Below are 16,882 nucleotides of genomic sequence, written 5' to 3' on the forward strand. Positions count from 1 at the left end.
GAGCCAACGCGAAGCGTTGGACAACGAGCCCTCCCCCGGAGGGCGCTGTGCACAGAGTTGTCCACATCATCCACAGACCCGGGCGCGGGTTCAGCGCTCCCGGACGACGAGCCAGACGGCGAACGCCGTGGCGACGACGATCGCCCCGACGAGCACGGCGGTCTGCTGAGGCGGTGTGCCCGGGGCCCGCTCGCTCGTCTCCCGGACCCGGTGCTGCGCCGTCGTCTTGAGCTCGTCGACCTTCGCCGAGGCCTGCGCCTTGACGTCGGCCTTGGCGGCGAGGGCGTCGGCGGTCGCGGCGAGGCGTTCGCGGGTCTTCTCGATGTCCTCGACGAGGGCGTCGCGGTCGGTCGGGACGGGACCCGTCCCGGGGGTGGGGCTCGCGCTCATCGGTGGAAACCCTCCTTGACGGTCTGGACGTCCTGCTTGAGGCCGTCCACGGCGGCCTGCGGCACGGGCGGAGTGGCCTCGGAGACCTCCTTCTTGCCCATCACCGCCAGCAGCGCGGCGACGGCGAAGAGGACGACGCCGACGATCAGTGCGGACAGCCACGCCGGGACGAGGTGGGCAAGCCCCAGGACGGCCGTCGTCACGAGCGCTCCGACGCCGAAGAACGCGAGGAGACCGGCACCGGAGAACATCCCGATCCCGATGCCGGCCTTCTTGCCCTTGGCGGTGAGGTCGAGCTTGGCCAGCTGCACCTCGTCCTTCACCAGCCGCGACATCTGCTCGGTGAGCTGGCTGACGAGCTGACCCACGCTCTCGTCACGCCGGTGCTGCGTGCCGGACGGGGCCGGGCCCGGTCCGTGCGACACGCTGAGGTCGTCGGTCCGGGTGCCGGGCCCCGTGGGTTGCGTCATGCAGGGCCCTTACCCGCACAGGACGTTCTCAATCACCGCATGTGCGGGTACACGTGCGTCGTCGGGGCGACGAACGTCTCCTTGATCGCGCGGGGGCTCGTCCAGCGCTGGAGGTTGAGGATCGAACCGGCCTTGTCGTTGGTGCCGGACGCGCGGGACCCGCCGAACGGCTGCTGCCCGACGACGGCCCCGGTCGGCTTGTCGTTGACGTAGAAGTTCCCCGCGGCGAACCGCAGGGCCTCCGACGCCTGCACGACGGCGGCGCGGTCGGTCGCGACGACCGAGCCCGTCAACCCGTAGGCCGCGCCCTCGTCGACGGTCCGCAGGACGTCGGCCCAGGCGCCGGGGCGGGAGTCGTCGTAGACGTGGACGGCGAGGAACGGCCCGAAGTACTCGGTGCCGAACGCGTCGTCGGTCGGGTCCTGACCCAGCACGACCGTCGGCCGGACGAACCAGCCCTCGGAGTCGTCGTACGTCCCGCCGGCGGCGACGGTCAGGCCGTCGGTGCTGCGGGCGCGTTCGATCGCGGCGACGTTCTTGGCGTAGCTGCGCGCGTCGATGACGGCGCCACCGAAGTTCGACAGGTCGCTCACGTCGCCGTACGTGAGGGACTCCACGTGGGCGAGGAACTCCTCCCCCACGACGTTCCACACCGACCGCGGGACGAAGGCGCGGGAGGCGGCGGAGCACTTCTGCCCCTGGTACTCGAAGGCGCCGAGGAGCAGCGCCGTCGACAGCGTCGCGGGGTCGGCCGAGGGGTGGGCGACGACGAAGTCCTTGCCGCCCGTCTCCCCCACCAGGCGCGGGTAGGTGCGGTAGTTCCCGATGTTCTCCCCGACGGTCCGCCACAGGTGCTGGAACGTCGCGGTGGACCCGGTGAAGTGGATCCCGGCGAGGTTCGGGTCGGCGAGCAGGACGTCGGAGGCGTCCTTGCCGTCACCCGTGATGAGGTTCACCACCCCCGGCGGCAGCCCGGCCGCCTCGAGCAGCTTCATCGTGTGCCAGGCCGCGAGCGTCTGCGTCGGGGAGGGTTTCCACACGACGGTGTTCCCCATGAGCGCGGGCGCCGTCGGCAGGTTCCCGGCGATGGCGGTGAAGTTGAACGGCGTGATGGCGTAGAGGAAACCCTCGAGCGGGCGGTGGTCGAGGCGGTTCCACACCCCGGGGCTCGAGACCGGCTGCTCCTCCAGCAGACGGCGGCCGAACGCGACGTTGAACCGCCAGAAGTCGACGAGTTCGCACGGGGCGTCGATCTCGGCCTGCTGCGCGGTCTTGGACTGCCCGAGCATCGTGGCGGCCGCGATCCTCTCCCGCCACGGACCGGCGAGCAGGTCGGCCGCGCGCAGGAACACCGCGGCGCGGTCGTCGTAGTCCATCGCGGCCCAGTCGCGGCGGGCGGCGAGCGCCGCGTCGGCGGCGGCCCGGGCCTGGTCGCGGGTGGCGGTCCCGAACGTCCCGAGGACGCTGGCGTGCTGGTGCGGCTGGACGACGTCGACGCGCGTCCCCCCGCCCAGTTCCTCGCGCCCGCCGATGGTCTGGGTGAGTTCCACCGGGTTCGCGACGTGCGCGGCGAGGGCGTCGGTGAGGAGCTTGCGCTCGGGACTGCCGGGGGCGTACCCGTGGATCGGTTCGTTGCGCGGGGCGGGGACGTCGGTCACGGATTGCACGACGGGTTTCCTTCCGTGTCGATGGTCGTCGGGGGGGTGCTCAGCCGGCGACGAGGGAGCGGGCGAAGAACGCGAGGTTCGCGGGGCGTTCGGCGAGGCGGCGGGAGAAGTACCCGTACCAGTCGGTGCCGTAGGGGACGTACACCCGGACGGTGTGGTCGCGGGCGAGGCGCTGCTGCTCGGCGGAGCGGATGCCGTAGAGCATCTGGAACTCCGCGGAACCGTCCGGCCTGCCCTTGAGGAGTTCCTCGGCGACGGCGACGATGCGCAGGTCGTGGGTCGCGACCATCGGGTAGGCGCCGCCGTCGAGGAGCGCCTTGAGGCACCGCACGTACGCCTTGTCGACGTCGGCCTTCGCGGGGTAGGCGACCTCGGGCGGTTCGTTGTAGGCGCCCTTGACGAGCCGGACGCGGGACCCGGCGTGGGCGAGGTCGCGGGCGTCGCCCTCGGTGCGGCGCAGCATCGCCTGCAGGACGCAGCCCGTGCGGGGGAAGTCGGCGCGCAGCGCGCGGACGGTCGTCAGGGTGTCGTCGACGCGGGTGTGGTCCTCCATGTCGACGGTGACGTCGACCCCCAGCGCCTGCGCGCGCTCGACCAGGCGGTGGGCCCGTTCGGTCGCGCGGCGGGGACCGTCCGGGCCGAGGCCCTGCCCGAGGGCGGACAGCTTGATCGAGATCTCGTTGCCGCAGGTGAGGCCCTCGCCGGCGAGGCGTTCGAGGAGCTCGGTGTAGCCGGCGACGGTCTCGTCGGCCTGCTCGGGCGCGGTGACGTCCTCACCGAGCCGGTCGAGGGACACGGCGATGCCCTGCGCCGTGAGGTCGCGGACCGCACCGGCGGCCGCGTCGACGTCGTCGCCGGCGATGAAGCGGGCGACGACGGGCCGGCTGAGGGTGCTGCCGGTCACGAGCCGGCGGATCCCGTCGTTGCCGGCGACACCGAGGAGGAGTTGTCCGAACACCCTTCGACGCTAGAACGCCCGCGTGACGCGGGCCACTGACGTCTGCCACGTCTTTCGGGGTTCTCGTCATCCAGGTGGATGATGAGCACGTGAACCCGACCGACCAGGTGCAGGACCTCGTCGACACCGTCGCCGAGCTCACCGGCGCCCCGGTGACGCTGGAGGACCGCGACCTGCTGCTCGTCGCGAGCTCGGGCCACGACGAGGTCATCGACGACGTCCGGCGCCGCTCGATCCTGCGCCGCCGCTCGGACCCGCGGGTCCAGGAGCTCTTCGCCGGGTTCGGCATCGCGCGGGCGACCGCACCGCTGCGCATACCCGGCGACCCGACGTCGGGACGGCTGGCCCGGTGGTGCCTGCCCGTGCGGTGGCGGGGCGTGACGTACGGGTACCTGTGGCTGCTCGACCCGCACGACCGCGTCCGCGCCGAGCACCTCAACCGCGTGCGCGACGCCCTCGACCTGGTCGCCGCGCACCTCGCGACGCGGGCCCGCACGGCCGACCGCACGACGTGGGCCGTCGGAGAGCTGCTGTCCACCGACGCGGGGTCACGCGCCCGGGCGGTGGAGGAGCTGCAGCGCGACGGACTGCTCACCCCCACGGTCACGGTCGTGGCGATCGCCCCCGTCGACGGCGGCCCCACGGGGGCGGTCAACGGCTGGCTGCTGCCCCGCGCGGTGCTGTCCGCCGCCGTCGGCCACCGCGCCGCGCTCGTCGTGCCGACCCCCCTCGGCGGACGCGACGTCGCCGAACGCGCCGCCGCTGCTCTGCTGTCCCAGCACCCGGGGGGTCTGGCCGTGGGGGTGTCGGGGGTGGTCGCGGCCGGGTCGGCGCACACGGGGTGGCAGCAGGCCGACGCGGCGCTGCGCTCTGGAGGCGCCGGGGTCCGGGAGTGGGAGCGGCTCGGGGCGCTCCGGTTGCACGCCCTCGGCGACCCGGCGGCGCTCGCCGACGTCGTGCGCGACGAACGGGCCCGCCGGCTGCTGGCCGCCGAACCCGACCTCGTCCTCACCGCCCGGACGTACCTCGACCTCGCGGGGTCGGCGCAGCGGACGGCCGAGGCGCTGTCGATCCACCGGCAGACGCTCTACCACCGGTTGCGCCGCGTCACCGCGGTCAGCGGGTACGACCTCGACGACGGACGGGACCGGCTGGCCCTGCACCTCGCCCTGGTGCTGGGCGGCTCACACGGCGATTCCTAGCTGTCTGCTTATCGAAAGGGATAAGGTACGAGGTACTGACCGGTTGAAGGAGTGACGTGGCCGCCTTGCCCCCGGAACTCACCCGCGCTCCCCTGCGCACGTTCCGCAACGACGTCCTGGCACCCCGCTACACGCAGCCCGCTGTGCAGCTCCACCGGCTGCGGGAGCAGGGCCGGGTCAGGCGAGCCGCCCGGGGTGTGCACTACCTGGTGCCGGAAGGAGCCGACAGCGGATGGCGCCCGAGCCTGGAGAGCCTGGCCGCCGGCGTGGCCACCGCGACCTTCGGGGACCGCGTACCGGTCCTCATGCACGTGTCCGCCGCCCGGGTGCTGGGTGCGCTCCCGCGGGCCCTGGCCGTCGCCGTCGTCGCGGTGCCCGAACAACGCCCACCCCTCGTGCCGGAGGACAGGGAGGACGCTCGCGTGGTCTTCGTCAGGCGAGCGGTCGACACTCTGGACGCTCAGCTCGAAGAGACCGACCTCGGCCCGGTCCTGGTCACGAGCCCCGAGCAGACGCTCCTCGACCTGGCCCGGCGTCCGGACCTGGTGAACCTCCCCGGCGAGGTGTGGGACGCCGTCAGAGGGCTTTGGCCGCGGTGTGACCCGACGGAGCTGCAGCGGCTGGCCGTCGAGCAACGCGGACGCGCGGCCCTCCGTCGCGCCCAGGCGGCACGTCGTGGGCACGGGCACCCCGTGGACCTGTCACCGGAGGGACGGGCGTGAGCGAGGGACCACTGGCGCGGTACCGGGCGCAGAGACCACCCGACAGCTGGTGGACCGACGTCTCGTCCGAGGACGCGGCGTGGATGGACAGCGACTGGATGCACCTCGCGACGGCCGCGGCGGCCACGTCCTCCGGTCGGGAGCACCTCCAGCGCGAGCGCCTCGAGGCAGCGGAGGCCGGGCAGGACGCCGCCGTCGCCAGGCTCGACACCGCCCTCGCAGGGGGCGCTCTCCTCCTGAGCGCGGCAGCAGCGCGCGACGCGGAACGGCGGCGGGCCTTGACGACAAGGCCGCGTTCCCCGCTCCGCGAGGAGCTCGAGGAGTGCGCGACCCAGTTCGGCGCCGACCCGGAACAGGTCTCGCGGGACCACGCCATCAGTCACGTCCTCGCGGCGCTCGCGGACCTGCCGGGGGCCGGTGACGGCAGTGGCGACCTGGTCTTCATCGGCGGGACGGCCCTCGCACGAACCCTCTTGCCGACACTGCGTCTTGAGGGGCGTGGTGGGTCCCTCCCCGCCGGACGGTCACCTCGTCACCCCGCTCAACATCGCCAGGACCTGCCGGTGGGTGCCCGTGGCCTCGGCGTAGCGGGCGAACTCGGCCCGCCGGACCACCACCTCCTCGACGTCCCGGTCGGAGTGCAGCAGCCCCAGCGCCTCGTCCAGGAACTCCTCGAGCGGCATCGCGTCCGGGTCGTCCTGCTGGCCCATCAGGGTGGTGCGGACCGCCGGCGGCACCACCTCGACCACCTGCACCGACCGGTCGGCCAGCTGGACCCGCAGGCTCTGGGTGAAGGAGTGCAGGGCCGCCTTGGTCGCGCTGTAGGTCGGGGTCGCCGCCCACGGCACGAAACCCAGGGCGGAGGTGACGTTCACGACCACCGGGTCGTCGTTCCTCAGCAGCTGCGGCAGGAACGCGTACGTCGTGCGGACCGGCCCGAGCAGGTTGGTCGTGACGTGCGCTTCGGCGACGGACACGGACGAGGCGTCGAGCAGGTCCTCCTGCGCCATGACGCCCGCGTTGTTGACGAGGACGTTCAGCTCGGGGTGGGTCTCGGCCAGGGTCCGGGCGGCACGGGCGATCGACACGGGATCGGTGACGTCCAGGACGACCGTTCCCAGACCCGGGTGGTCGGCCGCGATCCGGTCCAGCACGTCCTCGCGGCGGCCGGCGACCACGACCCGGTTGCCGGCCGCCCAGAACCGCAGGGCCATCCCCAGACCGATGCCGGCCGTTCCTCCGGTGATGAGCAGGGTGTTGCCGGTGGCCTTCATCGCGCACGTCCTCTGGTCGATCGTCCCGGTGGTTCCCACCGACACCTCGACCGTAGGAACGGTCCGACCGGTGGTGAAGAGACCGCCCGTCCAGGGATCGGCGGTCCCTGGTCGGGGACCGGGAGGCGACCTAGCCTGAGGTCATGCACCAGAAGGACCTCGCGGACTTCCTGTGGAGTCGGCGCGAGACCCTGCAACCGGGTGACGTCGGACTCCCGGCCGGTACCCGACGGCGGACGAAGGGTCTGCGACGCGAGGAGGTCGCGGCGCTGGCGGGCATGTCGACCGACTACTACGCACGGCTGGAGCAGCAGCGCAGCCCGCAGCCGTCGGTGCCGATGGTCGCGGCGCTGGCCAGGGCCCTGCGCCTGACCCTCGACGAACGGGACCACCTGTTCACCCTCGTGGGTCACGGCGTTCCCGCGCGCCACCTCCGGTCCGAGCACGTGAGCCCGACGCTGCTCCGCGTCCTCGACCGACTGGACGACAGCCCCGCACTCGTCGTCGACGACCTGGCCGCGGTGCTGGCGCAGAACGCGCTGAACGTGGCCCTGACGACCGACAAGAGCCGGCACACGGGTCTCGCGCGCAGCGCCTACTACCGCTGGTTCGTGGATCCGCAGGAACGCGCGCACTACGCGGCCGCCGACCACGTGCAGCTCGGACGCACGCACGTCGCCCGGCTCCGAGCCGCCGTGACCGCGGGCAGCGACCGGCAGACCGCGGCCCGCATCGTCGACGAGCTGCAGGGGCGGAGCCAGGAGTTCCGGGAGTTCTGGAAGCGGCAGGAGGTCACGCAGCGCTACGAGGACCGACGCTCCTTCGTGCACCCCGAACTGGGGCAGATCGACCTGGACTGCGAGTACCTCTACGTGGAGAACCGCGCCCAGAGCCTCATCGTTCTGACCGCGCGGCCCGGCAGCGAGAGCTACGACAAGCTGAAGCTCCTCTCGGTCATCGGCCACCGTTCCTGGGCCGCCGGCACCCTCTGAGCGAGGACGTCGACCTGGTCACGTCCGTTCCTCGACGGGAGGTGGCGGAACGCATCGAGGGGGTGCTGCGACGGCGACTGCGACGCACCCACGGCGGGTTCTCCTGGCTCGGACCCAGCCTCGCGGACGTCGACGCCGTCGAGCCGGCCGTGGCGTCGATCGGGCGCGTGAACGTGCGCTTCCAGCTCCTGCCCGGATCGCGCTACCCCCGTTGGCCCCTCCAGGTCCGTCGGCTCCACCAGCGCTACTCCGACGCCCCGCCGGCCTCGCTCACGAGCCTGAGCACGGCCGGGTTCGTCGTCAGCAAGCTGAGCGCGTGGCACGACAGGAGGAGCCCCAGGGACCTCTACGACCTGTGGGCTCTCGGGGTGGTCGGCGGCTTCACTCCCGAGGCGGTACACCTGCAGAGGCGCCTCGGACCGACAGGCGGATCCCTCCCGGCCTTCGTCCCGCCCCCGTCCGAGGACGCGTGGACTGCAGCCCTGGCCCACCAGGGGCGCGTCCAGGTGTCGGCCGCTGTCGCGGCCCGCGAGGTCGGCGAGATGTGGGGACGAGCCGTGCGCGCAGCAGACCGACCCTCGTCCACCGACCACCGGCCGTGACGTTCCCGGTCGCCGTCGAGCACGCCTCTCGCGCTGCTGCGTGACGGCTGACAGGCTGGCGGGGTGCTGCCAGCCGACGGTCACGTGCACAGCCAGTTCTCCTGGGACGCGCGGAACGTCGGCGCGATGCGGGAGACGTGCGCCCGCGCGGTCGAGCTGGGGCTGCCGTCGGTGGCGTTCACCGAGCACGTCGACGTCACCCCGTTCCGCGCGGGGTTCCTCGAGCGGGAGCACGGGGAGTTCGTCGTCGACGGGATCCTGCGAGCGCCGCTGCCGGACGCGGACGCCTACCGCGAGAGCCTGGAACGGTGCCGCGCCGAGTTCACCGACCTCGTCGTCCTCAGCGGCCGGGAGGTCGGGCAGCCGCACCTGCACGCCGCGGAACTCGCCGCGCTGACACCCGTCGACCGCGTCGTGGGATCGCTGCACTGCCTGTGGGACGGGGAGGCGTACGCCGAACCCTGGCTGCTGTTCGAGCAGCGGCCCGCGGCCGACGTGTTCCGCGACTACCTCGCCGAGGTGTGCCGGATGGCGACGGCGGACTTCGACACGTTCGCGCACCTGGACTACCCGGTCCGCAGCTGGCCGGGGGAGTTCGACCCGGCGGAGTTCGAGGAGGAGCTGCGCACGGCGCTGCGGGCGCTCGCGGTGACCGGGCGGTGCCTGGAGTACAACACCCGGATCCCGTTGCACCCGACCGTCCTGCGGTGGTGGGTGCAGGAGGGGGGCGAACGGCTGACGTTCGGCAGCGACGCGCACCACCCCGGTGCGGTCGGGCACGGCCTGGCCGAGGCGGGGACCGTCGCGGCGTCGGTGGGGTTCGCCCCGGCCCGCCGCCCGCAGGACCCCTGGGTGCGGTCGTGACCTGGTGGGAGGACGTCCACGGCGACCCGTGCCGGGAGTGCGGCACGTCGTGGGTCGTCGGGTTCGAGCGCGCCGTCGAGGACGTCGCGCGGGTGCCGTGGGAGTTCGCGCTCTTGCTGCCGCTCGCGGGTCCCCCGACGAGCGGGTGGTCCGGGACGGAGTACACCGTGCACGTCGCCGACACGCTGCGGTCCTGGTCCGAGCGCCTCGTCGCGGCGCTCGCGGGCGACGCGGCCGTCCCCGCGGGCCACGACGCCGACGAACTGGCGGCGGCGCGGCGGTACGGCTCGTTCGGGCCCGGCGCGGCGCTGTGGGCGGTCCGGCGGGCGACGGAGGAGTGGTGCGACGTCGTCCGCGAAGCCCACGCCCGCGGGGTCGCGGTGCGGCACGCGCGGCACGGGGACCTCTCGGCCCACGACATCGCGCTGCGGAACCGGCACGGGGCGCTGCACCACGTCGGTGACGTGCGGCGGTTGGCCGTCCCGTGATCCTGCCCGCCGTCCGCGACCCGCGCCTCGTCACGGTCCGCCGCGGGGGCACGCTGATCGACGCCGACCACCACCTGCTGGCCCTCTGGGCCGCCGACTGCGCCGAGCACGTGCTCGACCTGTTCGAGCGCGAGCGCCCGGACGACCCTCGACCGCGGCAGGCCGTCGAGGCCGTCGGCGCCTGGACCCGCGGGTCGCTGCCGATGATGCAGTGCCGGGCGCTCGGCGGGCACGCGATGGGAGCCGCGCGTCCGCTGCGCGGGGCGGCCCGGTTCGCCGCCTACGCCGCGGGGCAGGCCGCGTGCGTCGCCCACGTCGCCGAGCACGACCTCGGCGCCGCCGCGTACGCGATCAAGGCCGTCGCCGCCGACGCGGGCGTCGCGGCGGGACGGGCGGAGCGGGAGCGGCAACGGGACCGGCTGCCGGCCGCCGTGCGGGCGCTCGTCCTGGAGGACCAGGAGCAGCGGGATGCGATCTGCTGGGGCGTCTTCGGCCGCTAGGCTTCGATGCAACAGCACTGTTGCACCAGGAGGTCCCGTGACCGGCCACCCCGAAGGCACCCCGCACGCGCAGGGACTCCTCGACGTCGGCGACGGCCACCGCGTCGCGTGGTGGGTGAGCGGCGACCCCGTCGGGACGCCGGTCGTCGTCCTGCACGGCGGCCCGGGCGGCCGCGCCACCCCGGGATGGCGGCGGTTCCTGGACCCGGCGCGCTACCGCATCGTCCAGTTCGACCAGCGCAACTGCGGGGAGAGCACCCCGCGGGCGTCGGACGACGTCGTCGACCTGTCCGCCAACACCACCCCGAACCTGCTGGCCGACGTCGAACGGCTCCGCGAGCACCTCGGCGTCGAGCGCTGGGTCGTCCTCGGCGCGTCGTGGGGCAGCACCCTCGGGCTCGCCTACGCGCAGCGGCACCCCGACCGCGTCCGCGCGCTCGTCCTGTTCTCGGTCGCCACGACGACGCGGCGGGAGGTCGAGTGGATCACCCGCGCCGTCGGGCGGGTCTTCCCCCACGAGTGGGAGGCGTTCCGCGACGCCGTCCCGCCGGCCGAACGGCACGGGGACCTCGCCGCGGCGTACGCACGCCTCCTGCACGACCCCGATCCGGCCGTCCGTGCCGACGCCGCCCGGGCCTGGTGCACGTGGGAGGACGTCCACGTCTCCCTCGTCCCCGGCCACCAGCCGAACCCGCGGTACGAGGACCCGGCGTTCCGGCTGGCCTTCGCCCGGCTCGTGACGCACTACTTCGCGGCGGCCGGGTTCCTCGCCGACCTCGCCCCGGGCGGTGACCTCGTCGCCGGTGCGGGACGGCTCGCCGGGATCCCGGGCGTCCTCGTCCACGGCCGCCTCGACGTCTCCAGCCCCCTCGACATCGCATGGAACCTGCACCGCGCGTGGCCGGGCAGCGAACTCGTCGTCGTCGAGGACGGCGGACACGGCGGGGACGCGTTCCTCGCCCCGGTGACCGCGGCCGCCGACCGCTTCGCCGCCGCACCGTGACCGCGCAGGTCACAGGGCTGGGGACGCAGCTGCGGCGGCTGCTCGACCGGCTGGAGCGCGACGTCGCCGACCTGGGCGCCGAGCTGGGTCTGGAGGGGCACCGCCCGCGGTACTCCCCCGTCGTGCGGGCCGTCCTGGCCCACGGGCCGCTGACGATCCGCGGGGTCGCCGAGGCGACCGGGGTGACGCACTCCGCCGCGAGCCAGACGGTCGCGCAGATGCGGCGCGACGGCTGGCTGCAGGCGGCACGGGGCGCCGACGGCCGGGAACGCGTCGTCGACCTCACCGCCAGCGCGCGCGACCTCCTCCCCGTCGTGGAGCGGGAGTGGCGCACGACGGAGGCCGCCGTCGCCGACCTCGACGCGGAACTGCCGATGCCGCTGGCGGAGCTGCTGACGCTGGCCGAAGCCGCGTTGGACCGGCGCTCGCTGCGGGAGCGGATGGGTGCGGTTCAGGCGGTCGCGCCGTCGGACCCGTCGTCCAGCGGGACGTAGCCCACGGGCAGGCCGCCGCTCACCCCGGCCGTCTCCCACGGCATCCCGCCGTCGCTGAGGACGGACACGACGCGGCCGTCGGCGTCGTAGCCCGTGTAGGTGGGGTAGCCGCCGTCGCCGATGCCGGTGGAGAAGACGACCCCGTCCTCGACGCCGTCGGTCGCACGGACCAGGCAGTGGGGCGCCGGTCCGCCGGCCGGGTAGGCGGCGGCCAGGTACGCGTCGAAGACCGTGCCGAGCTCCCCGGGCGGGAGGGTGCCGTCCGGGTCGATGTCGACGGGCGGTGCGACCGCGGACCAGAAGCCGCCGTCACCACCGTCGGTGACGATGTCCAGCGCGCGGACCGAGACCCAGCGCACGACCGCGGTGTCCGCGAACGACAGCTCCAGCCAGGCGACCCGGCCCCCGTCACCCGGGTCCCAGACCGCCACGGTGACGTCGGCGTCGACCGGCCCGTCGGCCACGGCGAACGGGTCGGCCCCGGACGTCGACGACGCCCAGACGGCGTCCGCGCCGGGACCGCCGAACAGGGAGCCGGTGGGCAGGTGCAGGGTCACCGCGTGCTCGAGGCGCACCGGTCCCGTCAGCTCCGGCCCGTCCGGGAACGACAGGGTCACCGGGGGTGCCAGGTGGGTGCTGCCCGGCGGTGGTCCGTCCCCCGCGCAGGCGCGGAAGGCGACGACGGGGACGCGCGCGGGAGTGCTCGGGGAGCTGCTCGGGGGCTCGGGCGCGGGTGCCGCACCGGGGGCCGCGCACCCGACGAGGAGCAGGAGGGAGAGCAGGGCGGGACCGGGACGCACGGCTCAGGACAGCACGCGGGGCCGTCCACGGGGTGGCGACGAGGGGCGACCACCCGGTCGGAGCACCGGCGTCCACACGGCGTCAGCCCCGCCCCCACACCTCCTCGACAGCGGCGACCTGAGCAGGCAGGTCCATCCCGCCCACGTCCAACCGCACGTCGACGGCCGGCGGGTCGGCGGCGTCGCGACGGTGCAGCCAGGCGAACTCCTCCTCCGTCAGCCAGACCGGGCGGGTGGCGGCACGACGCGACGCCTCGACGAACGGGACGCGCAGGTGGACGAGGAGGACGCCGGGCAGCTCCGCGCGGTAGGCCGCCGCGGTGCCCGGGTCGAGGACGTCGGCGAGGACGACGTCGAAGCCCTCGGCCAGCAGGTTCCGCGCGACGGCGCACGCGCTGCGGACGGCGAGCGCCGTCTGCCGCGGACCGTCGGGCTCCCACACCGGGGCGTGACCGGCGACGACGAACTGCCGCACGTCGTCGAGGTCGATGAACGCCGCGGCGGGGCGGGCGGCGGCCAGCGTCCGGCCCGTCGTCGTCTTGCCCACGGCGGGACCGCCGGTGAGGACCAGGGGGCGGCGGGGCACCCGACGTGTCTACCGTCGCCGCGTGAGCGGTGCACCACGGTTGCGACCCCTGCGGGCCGGGGACCTGCCGGCGCTCGCGGTCCTGGGGTCCCGCGCCGCCGACGAGCTCGAGCGGGGTGCGGCCGTGGACGTGCTCGTGGCCGTCGTCGAGGGACGGGTGGTGGGGGTGGGCGCCGTCGACCACGTCGCGCGACCGGGCGCCGGGGTGCTGTTCCTGCTGCTCGTCGATCCGGACCACCGTTCGCGCGGGCTGGGGACGTCGCTCGTCCAGGCCCTGGAGACGTGCGCCCACGGGCGCGGCGCGGGCGTCACCGAGATCGAGGTGGACGCCGGGAACGACCGGGCGCTGGCCCTGTACGAACGGCTGGGCTACCGCCGGGTCGGGGTCGTCGGGCCGGACGGGTCCGGGGACCGCCGGCGCGTGCTCAGACGGACTCCGGCACGGGCTGCTGTGCCGCCCGGGTGACCCGGCGCCGGCGGGCCCCGAGGCGTTCGAGGGGCAGGAAGGCCGCCCAGCACACGACGGTCGGGAGGAAGTGGATGCCGAGGGTCAGGTAGGTCGAGAGGTGGAAGAGCATCGCGGCCCCGACCGCGACGTACAGCTTCTTCCCGCGCAGCCACAGCGCGACGGGGGCGAGGAACTCGCAGACGAGCACCGTCCACTGCACGGCGACGAGGAACGCCGGGAACCGGCCGACCCAGTCGCCGAGCGTCGACCCGCGCCGGGTGACGGCCCAGACGGTGACCGCGCCGTTGGCCCAGTCCCAGGGCGTCCCGCTGCGCACGCACTTGCTGACCGCCGACCCCGTGTAGGTCATGACGGTCGCCACCTGAACGCACCGCAGGGCCCAGCCGGCGGCGCGGCTCGGGTGCTGGTCGTCGAAGTCGGCGCGGCCGGCGGTGAGCAGGACGACCATGCCGACGACGATCGCCATGTGGTCGTGGGCGACGTACCCGAAGCCCATCGACCACAGCACCCAGGACAGGTAGCCCAGCGAGCTCAGCCACCCCGCCAGGTAGCGGGTGCGCCGGGGCACGGTCAGCACGAGCCCCAGGACCATCGCGGCGAGCGCGAGGGAGGCCGTGAGCGTCGTGGGCGGCGGCCAGTGCAGGACCCGGCCGACGAGCGTGGGGCGCCAGAAGGCGCCGACGTGCACGTGCTCGAAGACGTGGTTCGTGATGAACAGGGCGTCCACCAGCGCGAACGCGCCGAGCACGACGCGCAGCCACGCGACGCGCGCCACGGGCAGGGCGGGGACGAGGAAGCGCAGCACCCGGCCGTCGGCGGCGCTCACGACGCGGTCCAGGTGGCGAGGACGCGGACCTCGGTCGGGCCGACGAGCCGGGCGTCGCGCATCTGCTGCTCGCTGCGGACGAGCCGCAGCTGCCGCAACCGGTCGGCCCCCGGGTGCAGGGCCGCCCGGGACCGGGCGATGTCCCCGAGCAGGGCCGGGTCGGCGATGATCCGCTGCCCCTGCCCCTCCAGCTCGGCGCGCGAGAGCCCGACCGCGGCGGGGCTCAAGGGCACCGGGACGGTGCGGCCGTCGACCGTCGTGCCCTCCAGGGAGGTCGAGACGACGCTGCCGTCCGCCGGACGCGGGGTGGCGTACTGGGACAGCGAGCCGAGCGGGAACCAGTCGTTGGTGTCGGCGAGCTGACCGCCCAGCAGGACGGCGACCCCGGCGCCGAGGGCCGCCACGCGCCAGGCGACGGAACGGGGGGACAGGTCGCCGGGCGCCGTGGTGCTCACAGTCGGTGATTCTGGCCGACGGGCGGTCAGCTGCGGGTGCGAACCGCCACGACGGCCACGTCGTCCTCGGGGCGGGGAGGCAGCAGGTCGTCGAGGACGGCGTCGCACAGCCCTTCGAGGTCGAGTCCGGCGTGCCGGGAGACGGCGTCCAGGAGCAGGGCCGTGCCCTCGTCGAGGCTCTGGTCACGCCGTTCGACGAGGCCGTCGGTGTGGAAGAGGACGGTGTCGCCGGGCCGCAGGACGACCTCGCCCTCGTGGCGGGTGGTCGTCGGGTCGATGCCCAGGAGCAGGTCCGGGCCCTCGCTGCCCTCGGCGACGACGAGGGGGACGGCGACGCCGTTGCGGCCCAGCACGACGGGGGCGGGGTGACCGGCGCTGGAGAACTCCAGGACCACCCCGTCCGGGCGGGGGTCCAGCCGGCCCACGAGGACGGTCGCGAGGGTGCCGAGGCCGAGCCCGGCCATGGCCGCGTCAAGGCGGCGGAGCAGCGCCGCGGGACCGTCCGGTGCTGCGAAGGCGATGCCGCGCAACAGGTTCCGCAGCTGACCCATGGCGGCCGCCGCGGCGGTGTCGTGGCCCACGACGTCGCCGATGACGAGGGTCGTCGTCCCGTCCGGCTGGTGGAAGGCGTCGTACCAGTCGCCCCCCACCTGGACGGCCCGGGCGGCGGGGCGGTAGCGGACGGCCGTCTGCCAGTGCGGGGACTGCGCCGGCGGGGTCAGCAGGTCGCGCTGCAGACCCTCGGCGATGCGCTGCTGCTGTCCGTACAGACGGGCGGTGTCGAGGGCCAGCGCGCCCCGCTCGGCGACCCCGGAGATCGTCGCGAGGTCCTCGGGGTCGAACGGGCGGCGGCCGTGGTCGCGCGCGAGGGTCACGAGGCCCACCGTGCGGCCGCGGGCCCGCAACGGCAGGACGACGACGTGCTCGGCGTCCAGGGCGGTGGCCTCCTCGCGCGCGGCCCCGGGACCGACGAGGTCCTCCATCGCCCGGACCGCCGGGACGGGCATCGTGACGGGACGGCCGGTGCGGACGGCCTGGAGGATGAAGGGCGGACCCGCGGGGTTGCGCTCGGTGAGGGCGCGCATGCGGTGGGAGCGGTAGGACTCGAGCAGGTCCTGGCGGGTGGGGTCGGCGTGCCGGCAGCCGACGTCGCGCAGCGTCGACTGGCCCTCGACGACCGAGACGATGCACCAGTCCCCCAGGACCGGCACGAGGATGTCCGAGAACCGGGCCACGGCGGTCTCGGCGTCCAGCGTCCCGGACAGGTGCGCCCCCACCCGGGTCAGCACCTGGACCTGCGTGCGCGCCCGGTGCGCGGCCTCCTCCGCCTCGCGGCGTGCCGTGGAAGGCAGCAGCAGGACGCTCGTGCCGTCGCCGTCGGGCCAGGCGCGCAGCTCGCACCACAGCGAGAGCGGCTCGGGGTGCAGCAGCTCGACGGTCTCGGCGCGCCCGGTCCGTTCGACGGCCTGCAGGACGCGGTCGGCCTCGGACCCCGAGGCCAGCGGGAAGACGTCGCCCCAGGGCCGACCGAGGAGGTCGGCGCGCGAGCGACCCGCGAGCCGCTCGGCCTCGGCGTTGACGGCGCGCAGCAGCCCGCCGTGGTCGAGGGCGTAGTAGGCCGCGGGCAGGGACTCCAGCGCGCTGGCGGCGTCGACGACGTGGTCGGCGGTGGTGTCGTGCACGACCCCGAGCAGCCGGACGGGCCGCGCACCCTCGGTGACGACCCGACCGCGGACCCCGACCCACGCCGGCCGGTCACCGCGCGGCCGCACGCGCAGTTCCACGTGGAACGGGGCCGCCGTCGCGACCGCCCGGGTGACCGCGTCGCGGAACCGCCGGGTCTCCTCGGGTCCGACGAGGTCGGCGAAGCGGTCCGCGAACCCGGTCGCCGTCGCCTCGGCCGGCTCCCCGAGGAGCAGTGCCAACCGCTCGTCGGCGCTCAGCTCACCGGTGAGCAGGTCGTAGTCGAAGAGCGCGACGCGGGCCGCCTCGAGGGCGAGGCCCAGCCGGACCTCGTCGAGGGTGTGACGGGCGGGGGCCGGCCCCACGGGCTCCAGCACGCTCGCCACCTCCTTCACGTCTCGACGGCGAGGACCCACGCGTTGAGCCGACTGTAGTCG

Annotated in this window: 20 protein-coding genes; 10 read left to right on the top strand and 10 right to left on the bottom strand. The window is 74.6% G+C overall.

Features of this window, described 5'->3' with window-relative positions:
* Window positions 1–90: 90 nt before the first annotated feature.
* Genes AB0637_RS15050 through AB0637_RS15065 form a run of 4 tightly spaced genes read right to left on the bottom strand, consistent with a single transcriptional unit; the run spans window position 91 to window position 3,485 of the window.
* Entirely contained in the window at window positions 91–390 is a 300-nt protein-coding gene (locus tag AB0637_RS15050) for a DUF3618 domain-containing protein (RefSeq protein ID WP_366173248.1), read from the bottom strand.
* Window positions 387–860 carry a phage holin family protein gene (locus tag AB0637_RS15055; protein ID WP_366173249.1) on the bottom strand — a complete coding sequence of 158 codons (474 nt, stop codon included), beginning with the start codon at window positions 858–860 and terminating at the stop codon, window positions 387–389. Before AB0637_RS15055 ends, AB0637_RS15050 begins: the two co-directional genes overlap by 4 nt.
* Window positions 861–892: 32 nt before the next feature.
* The gene (pruA, locus tag AB0637_RS15060; protein ID WP_366173250.1) at window positions 893–2,527 is read right to left on the bottom strand and encodes an L-glutamate gamma-semialdehyde dehydrogenase; all 1,635 of its coding nucleotides are present in this window, start codon (window positions 2,525–2,527) and stop codon (window positions 893–895) included.
* Between the two features lie 40 nt (window positions 2,528–2,567).
* On the bottom strand, window positions 2,568–3,485 hold the full coding sequence (locus AB0637_RS15065; RefSeq protein WP_366173251.1) for a proline dehydrogenase family protein: 918 nt from the start codon (window positions 3,483–3,485) through the stop codon (window positions 2,568–2,570).
* An 89-nt stretch (window positions 3,486–3,574) separates the two neighbouring features.
* Between AB0637_RS15065 and AB0637_RS15070 the strand changes: the two genes are divergently transcribed.
* Complete coding sequence (locus tag AB0637_RS15070; protein ID WP_366173252.1) at window positions 3,575–4,687, top strand: helix-turn-helix domain-containing protein; 1,113 nt, start codon at window positions 3,575–3,577, stop codon at window positions 4,685–4,687.
* Between the two features lie 56 nt (window positions 4,688–4,743).
* Complete coding sequence (locus tag AB0637_RS15075; protein ID WP_366173254.1) at window positions 4,744–5,409, top strand: type IV toxin-antitoxin system AbiEi family antitoxin; 666 nt, start codon at window positions 4,744–4,746, stop codon at window positions 5,407–5,409.
* 524 nt (window positions 5,410–5,933) lie between these two features.
* On the opposite strand, the gene AB0637_RS15080 is transcribed toward AB0637_RS15075, so the two are convergent.
* Complete coding sequence (locus tag AB0637_RS15080; RefSeq protein ID WP_366173255.1) at window positions 5,934–6,683, bottom strand: SDR family NAD(P)-dependent oxidoreductase; 750 nt, start codon at window positions 6,681–6,683, stop codon at window positions 5,934–5,936.
* A gap of 143 nt (window positions 6,684–6,826) precedes the next feature.
* Here AB0637_RS15080 and AB0637_RS15085 point away from each other — a divergent pair, with 143 nt between their 5' ends.
* From AB0637_RS15085 to AB0637_RS15115, 7 genes are all read left to right on the top strand, one after another.
* A complete protein-coding gene (locus tag AB0637_RS15085; RefSeq protein WP_366173256.1) occupies window positions 6,827–7,675 on the top strand; it encodes a helix-turn-helix transcriptional regulator in 849 nt (282 codons plus the stop codon).
* 41 nt (window positions 7,676–7,716) lie between these two features.
* Window positions 7,717–8,277 carry a nucleotidyl transferase AbiEii/AbiGii toxin family protein gene (locus AB0637_RS15090; RefSeq protein WP_366173257.1) on the top strand — a complete coding sequence of 187 codons (561 nt, stop codon included), beginning with the start codon at window positions 7,717–7,719 and terminating at the stop codon, window positions 8,275–8,277.
* Window positions 8,278–8,340: 63 nt separating this feature from the next.
* A complete protein-coding gene (locus tag AB0637_RS15095) occupies window positions 8,341–9,141 on the top strand; it encodes a PHP domain-containing protein (RefSeq protein WP_366173258.1) in 801 nt (266 codons plus the stop codon).
* Window positions 9,138–9,629 (top strand): hypothetical protein, encoded by a 492-nt coding sequence (locus tag AB0637_RS15100; protein ID WP_366173259.1) that lies wholly within the window; start codon window positions 9,138–9,140, stop codon window positions 9,627–9,629. Before AB0637_RS15095 ends, AB0637_RS15100 begins: the two co-directional genes overlap by 4 nt.
* A complete protein-coding gene (locus AB0637_RS15105; RefSeq protein ID WP_366173260.1) occupies window positions 9,626–10,129 on the top strand; it encodes a putative immunity protein in 504 nt (167 codons plus the stop codon). The genes AB0637_RS15100 and AB0637_RS15105 overlap by 4 nt, the downstream gene beginning before the upstream one ends.
* A gap of 37 nt (window positions 10,130–10,166) precedes the next feature.
* On the top strand, window positions 10,167–11,132 hold the full coding sequence (gene pip / locus AB0637_RS15110) for a prolyl aminopeptidase (RefSeq protein ID WP_366173261.1): 966 nt from the start codon (window positions 10,167–10,169) through the stop codon (window positions 11,130–11,132).
* Window positions 11,129–11,626: a MarR family transcriptional regulator gene (locus tag AB0637_RS15115; protein ID WP_366173262.1), complete on the top strand. Its 498-nt coding sequence runs from the start codon at window positions 11,129–11,131 to the stop codon at window positions 11,624–11,626. The genes pip and AB0637_RS15115 overlap by 4 nt, the downstream gene beginning before the upstream one ends.
* Here the strand turns inward: AB0637_RS15115 and AB0637_RS15120 are convergent.
* Both AB0637_RS15120 and AB0637_RS15125 read right to left on the bottom strand, forming a co-directional pair.
* The gene (locus tag AB0637_RS15120; RefSeq protein WP_366173264.1) at window positions 11,584–12,426 is read right to left on the bottom strand and encodes a DUF4241 domain-containing protein; all 843 of its coding nucleotides are present in this window, start codon (window positions 12,424–12,426) and stop codon (window positions 11,584–11,586) included. The genes AB0637_RS15115 and AB0637_RS15120 overlap by 43 nt on opposite strands.
* 82 nt (window positions 12,427–12,508) lie before the next feature.
* On the bottom strand, window positions 12,509–13,012 hold the full coding sequence (locus tag AB0637_RS15125) for a hypothetical protein (RefSeq protein ID WP_366173265.1): 504 nt from the start codon (window positions 13,010–13,012) through the stop codon (window positions 12,509–12,511).
* Between the two features lie 22 nt (window positions 13,013–13,034).
* Between AB0637_RS15125 and AB0637_RS15130 the strand changes: the two genes are divergently transcribed.
* Window positions 13,035–13,478 carry a GNAT family N-acetyltransferase gene (locus AB0637_RS15130; protein ID WP_366173266.1) on the top strand — a complete coding sequence of 148 codons (444 nt, stop codon included), beginning with the start codon at window positions 13,035–13,037 and terminating at the stop codon, window positions 13,476–13,478.
* Here AB0637_RS15130 and AB0637_RS15135 read toward each other — a convergent pair.
* From AB0637_RS15135 to AB0637_RS15145, 3 genes are read right to left on the bottom strand one after another with little or no spacing between them, the layout of a single operon-like run.
* Window positions 13,438–14,307, bottom strand: coding sequence for a hypothetical protein (locus AB0637_RS15135; RefSeq protein WP_366173267.1), 870 nt, complete (start codon window positions 14,305–14,307; stop codon window positions 13,438–13,440). The two genes, AB0637_RS15130 and AB0637_RS15135, sit on opposite strands and share 41 nt — an antisense overlap.
* The gene (locus tag AB0637_RS15140; protein WP_366173268.1) at window positions 14,304–14,762 is read right to left on the bottom strand and encodes a hypothetical protein; all 459 of its coding nucleotides are present in this window, start codon (window positions 14,760–14,762) and stop codon (window positions 14,304–14,306) included. The genes AB0637_RS15135 and AB0637_RS15140 overlap by 4 nt, the downstream gene beginning before the upstream one ends.
* 26 nt (window positions 14,763–14,788) lie before the next feature.
* Window positions 14,789–16,822, bottom strand: a complete 2,034-nt coding sequence (locus AB0637_RS15145; RefSeq protein ID WP_366173270.1) for a SpoIIE family protein phosphatase — start codon at window positions 16,820–16,822, stop codon at window positions 14,789–14,791.
* Between the last annotated feature and the right edge of the window lie 60 nt (window positions 16,823–16,882).

This window comes from Kineococcus sp. NPDC059986, assembly GCF_040702905.1.
Lineage (GTDB): Bacteria > Actinomycetota > Actinomycetes > Actinomycetales > Kineococcaceae > Kineococcus.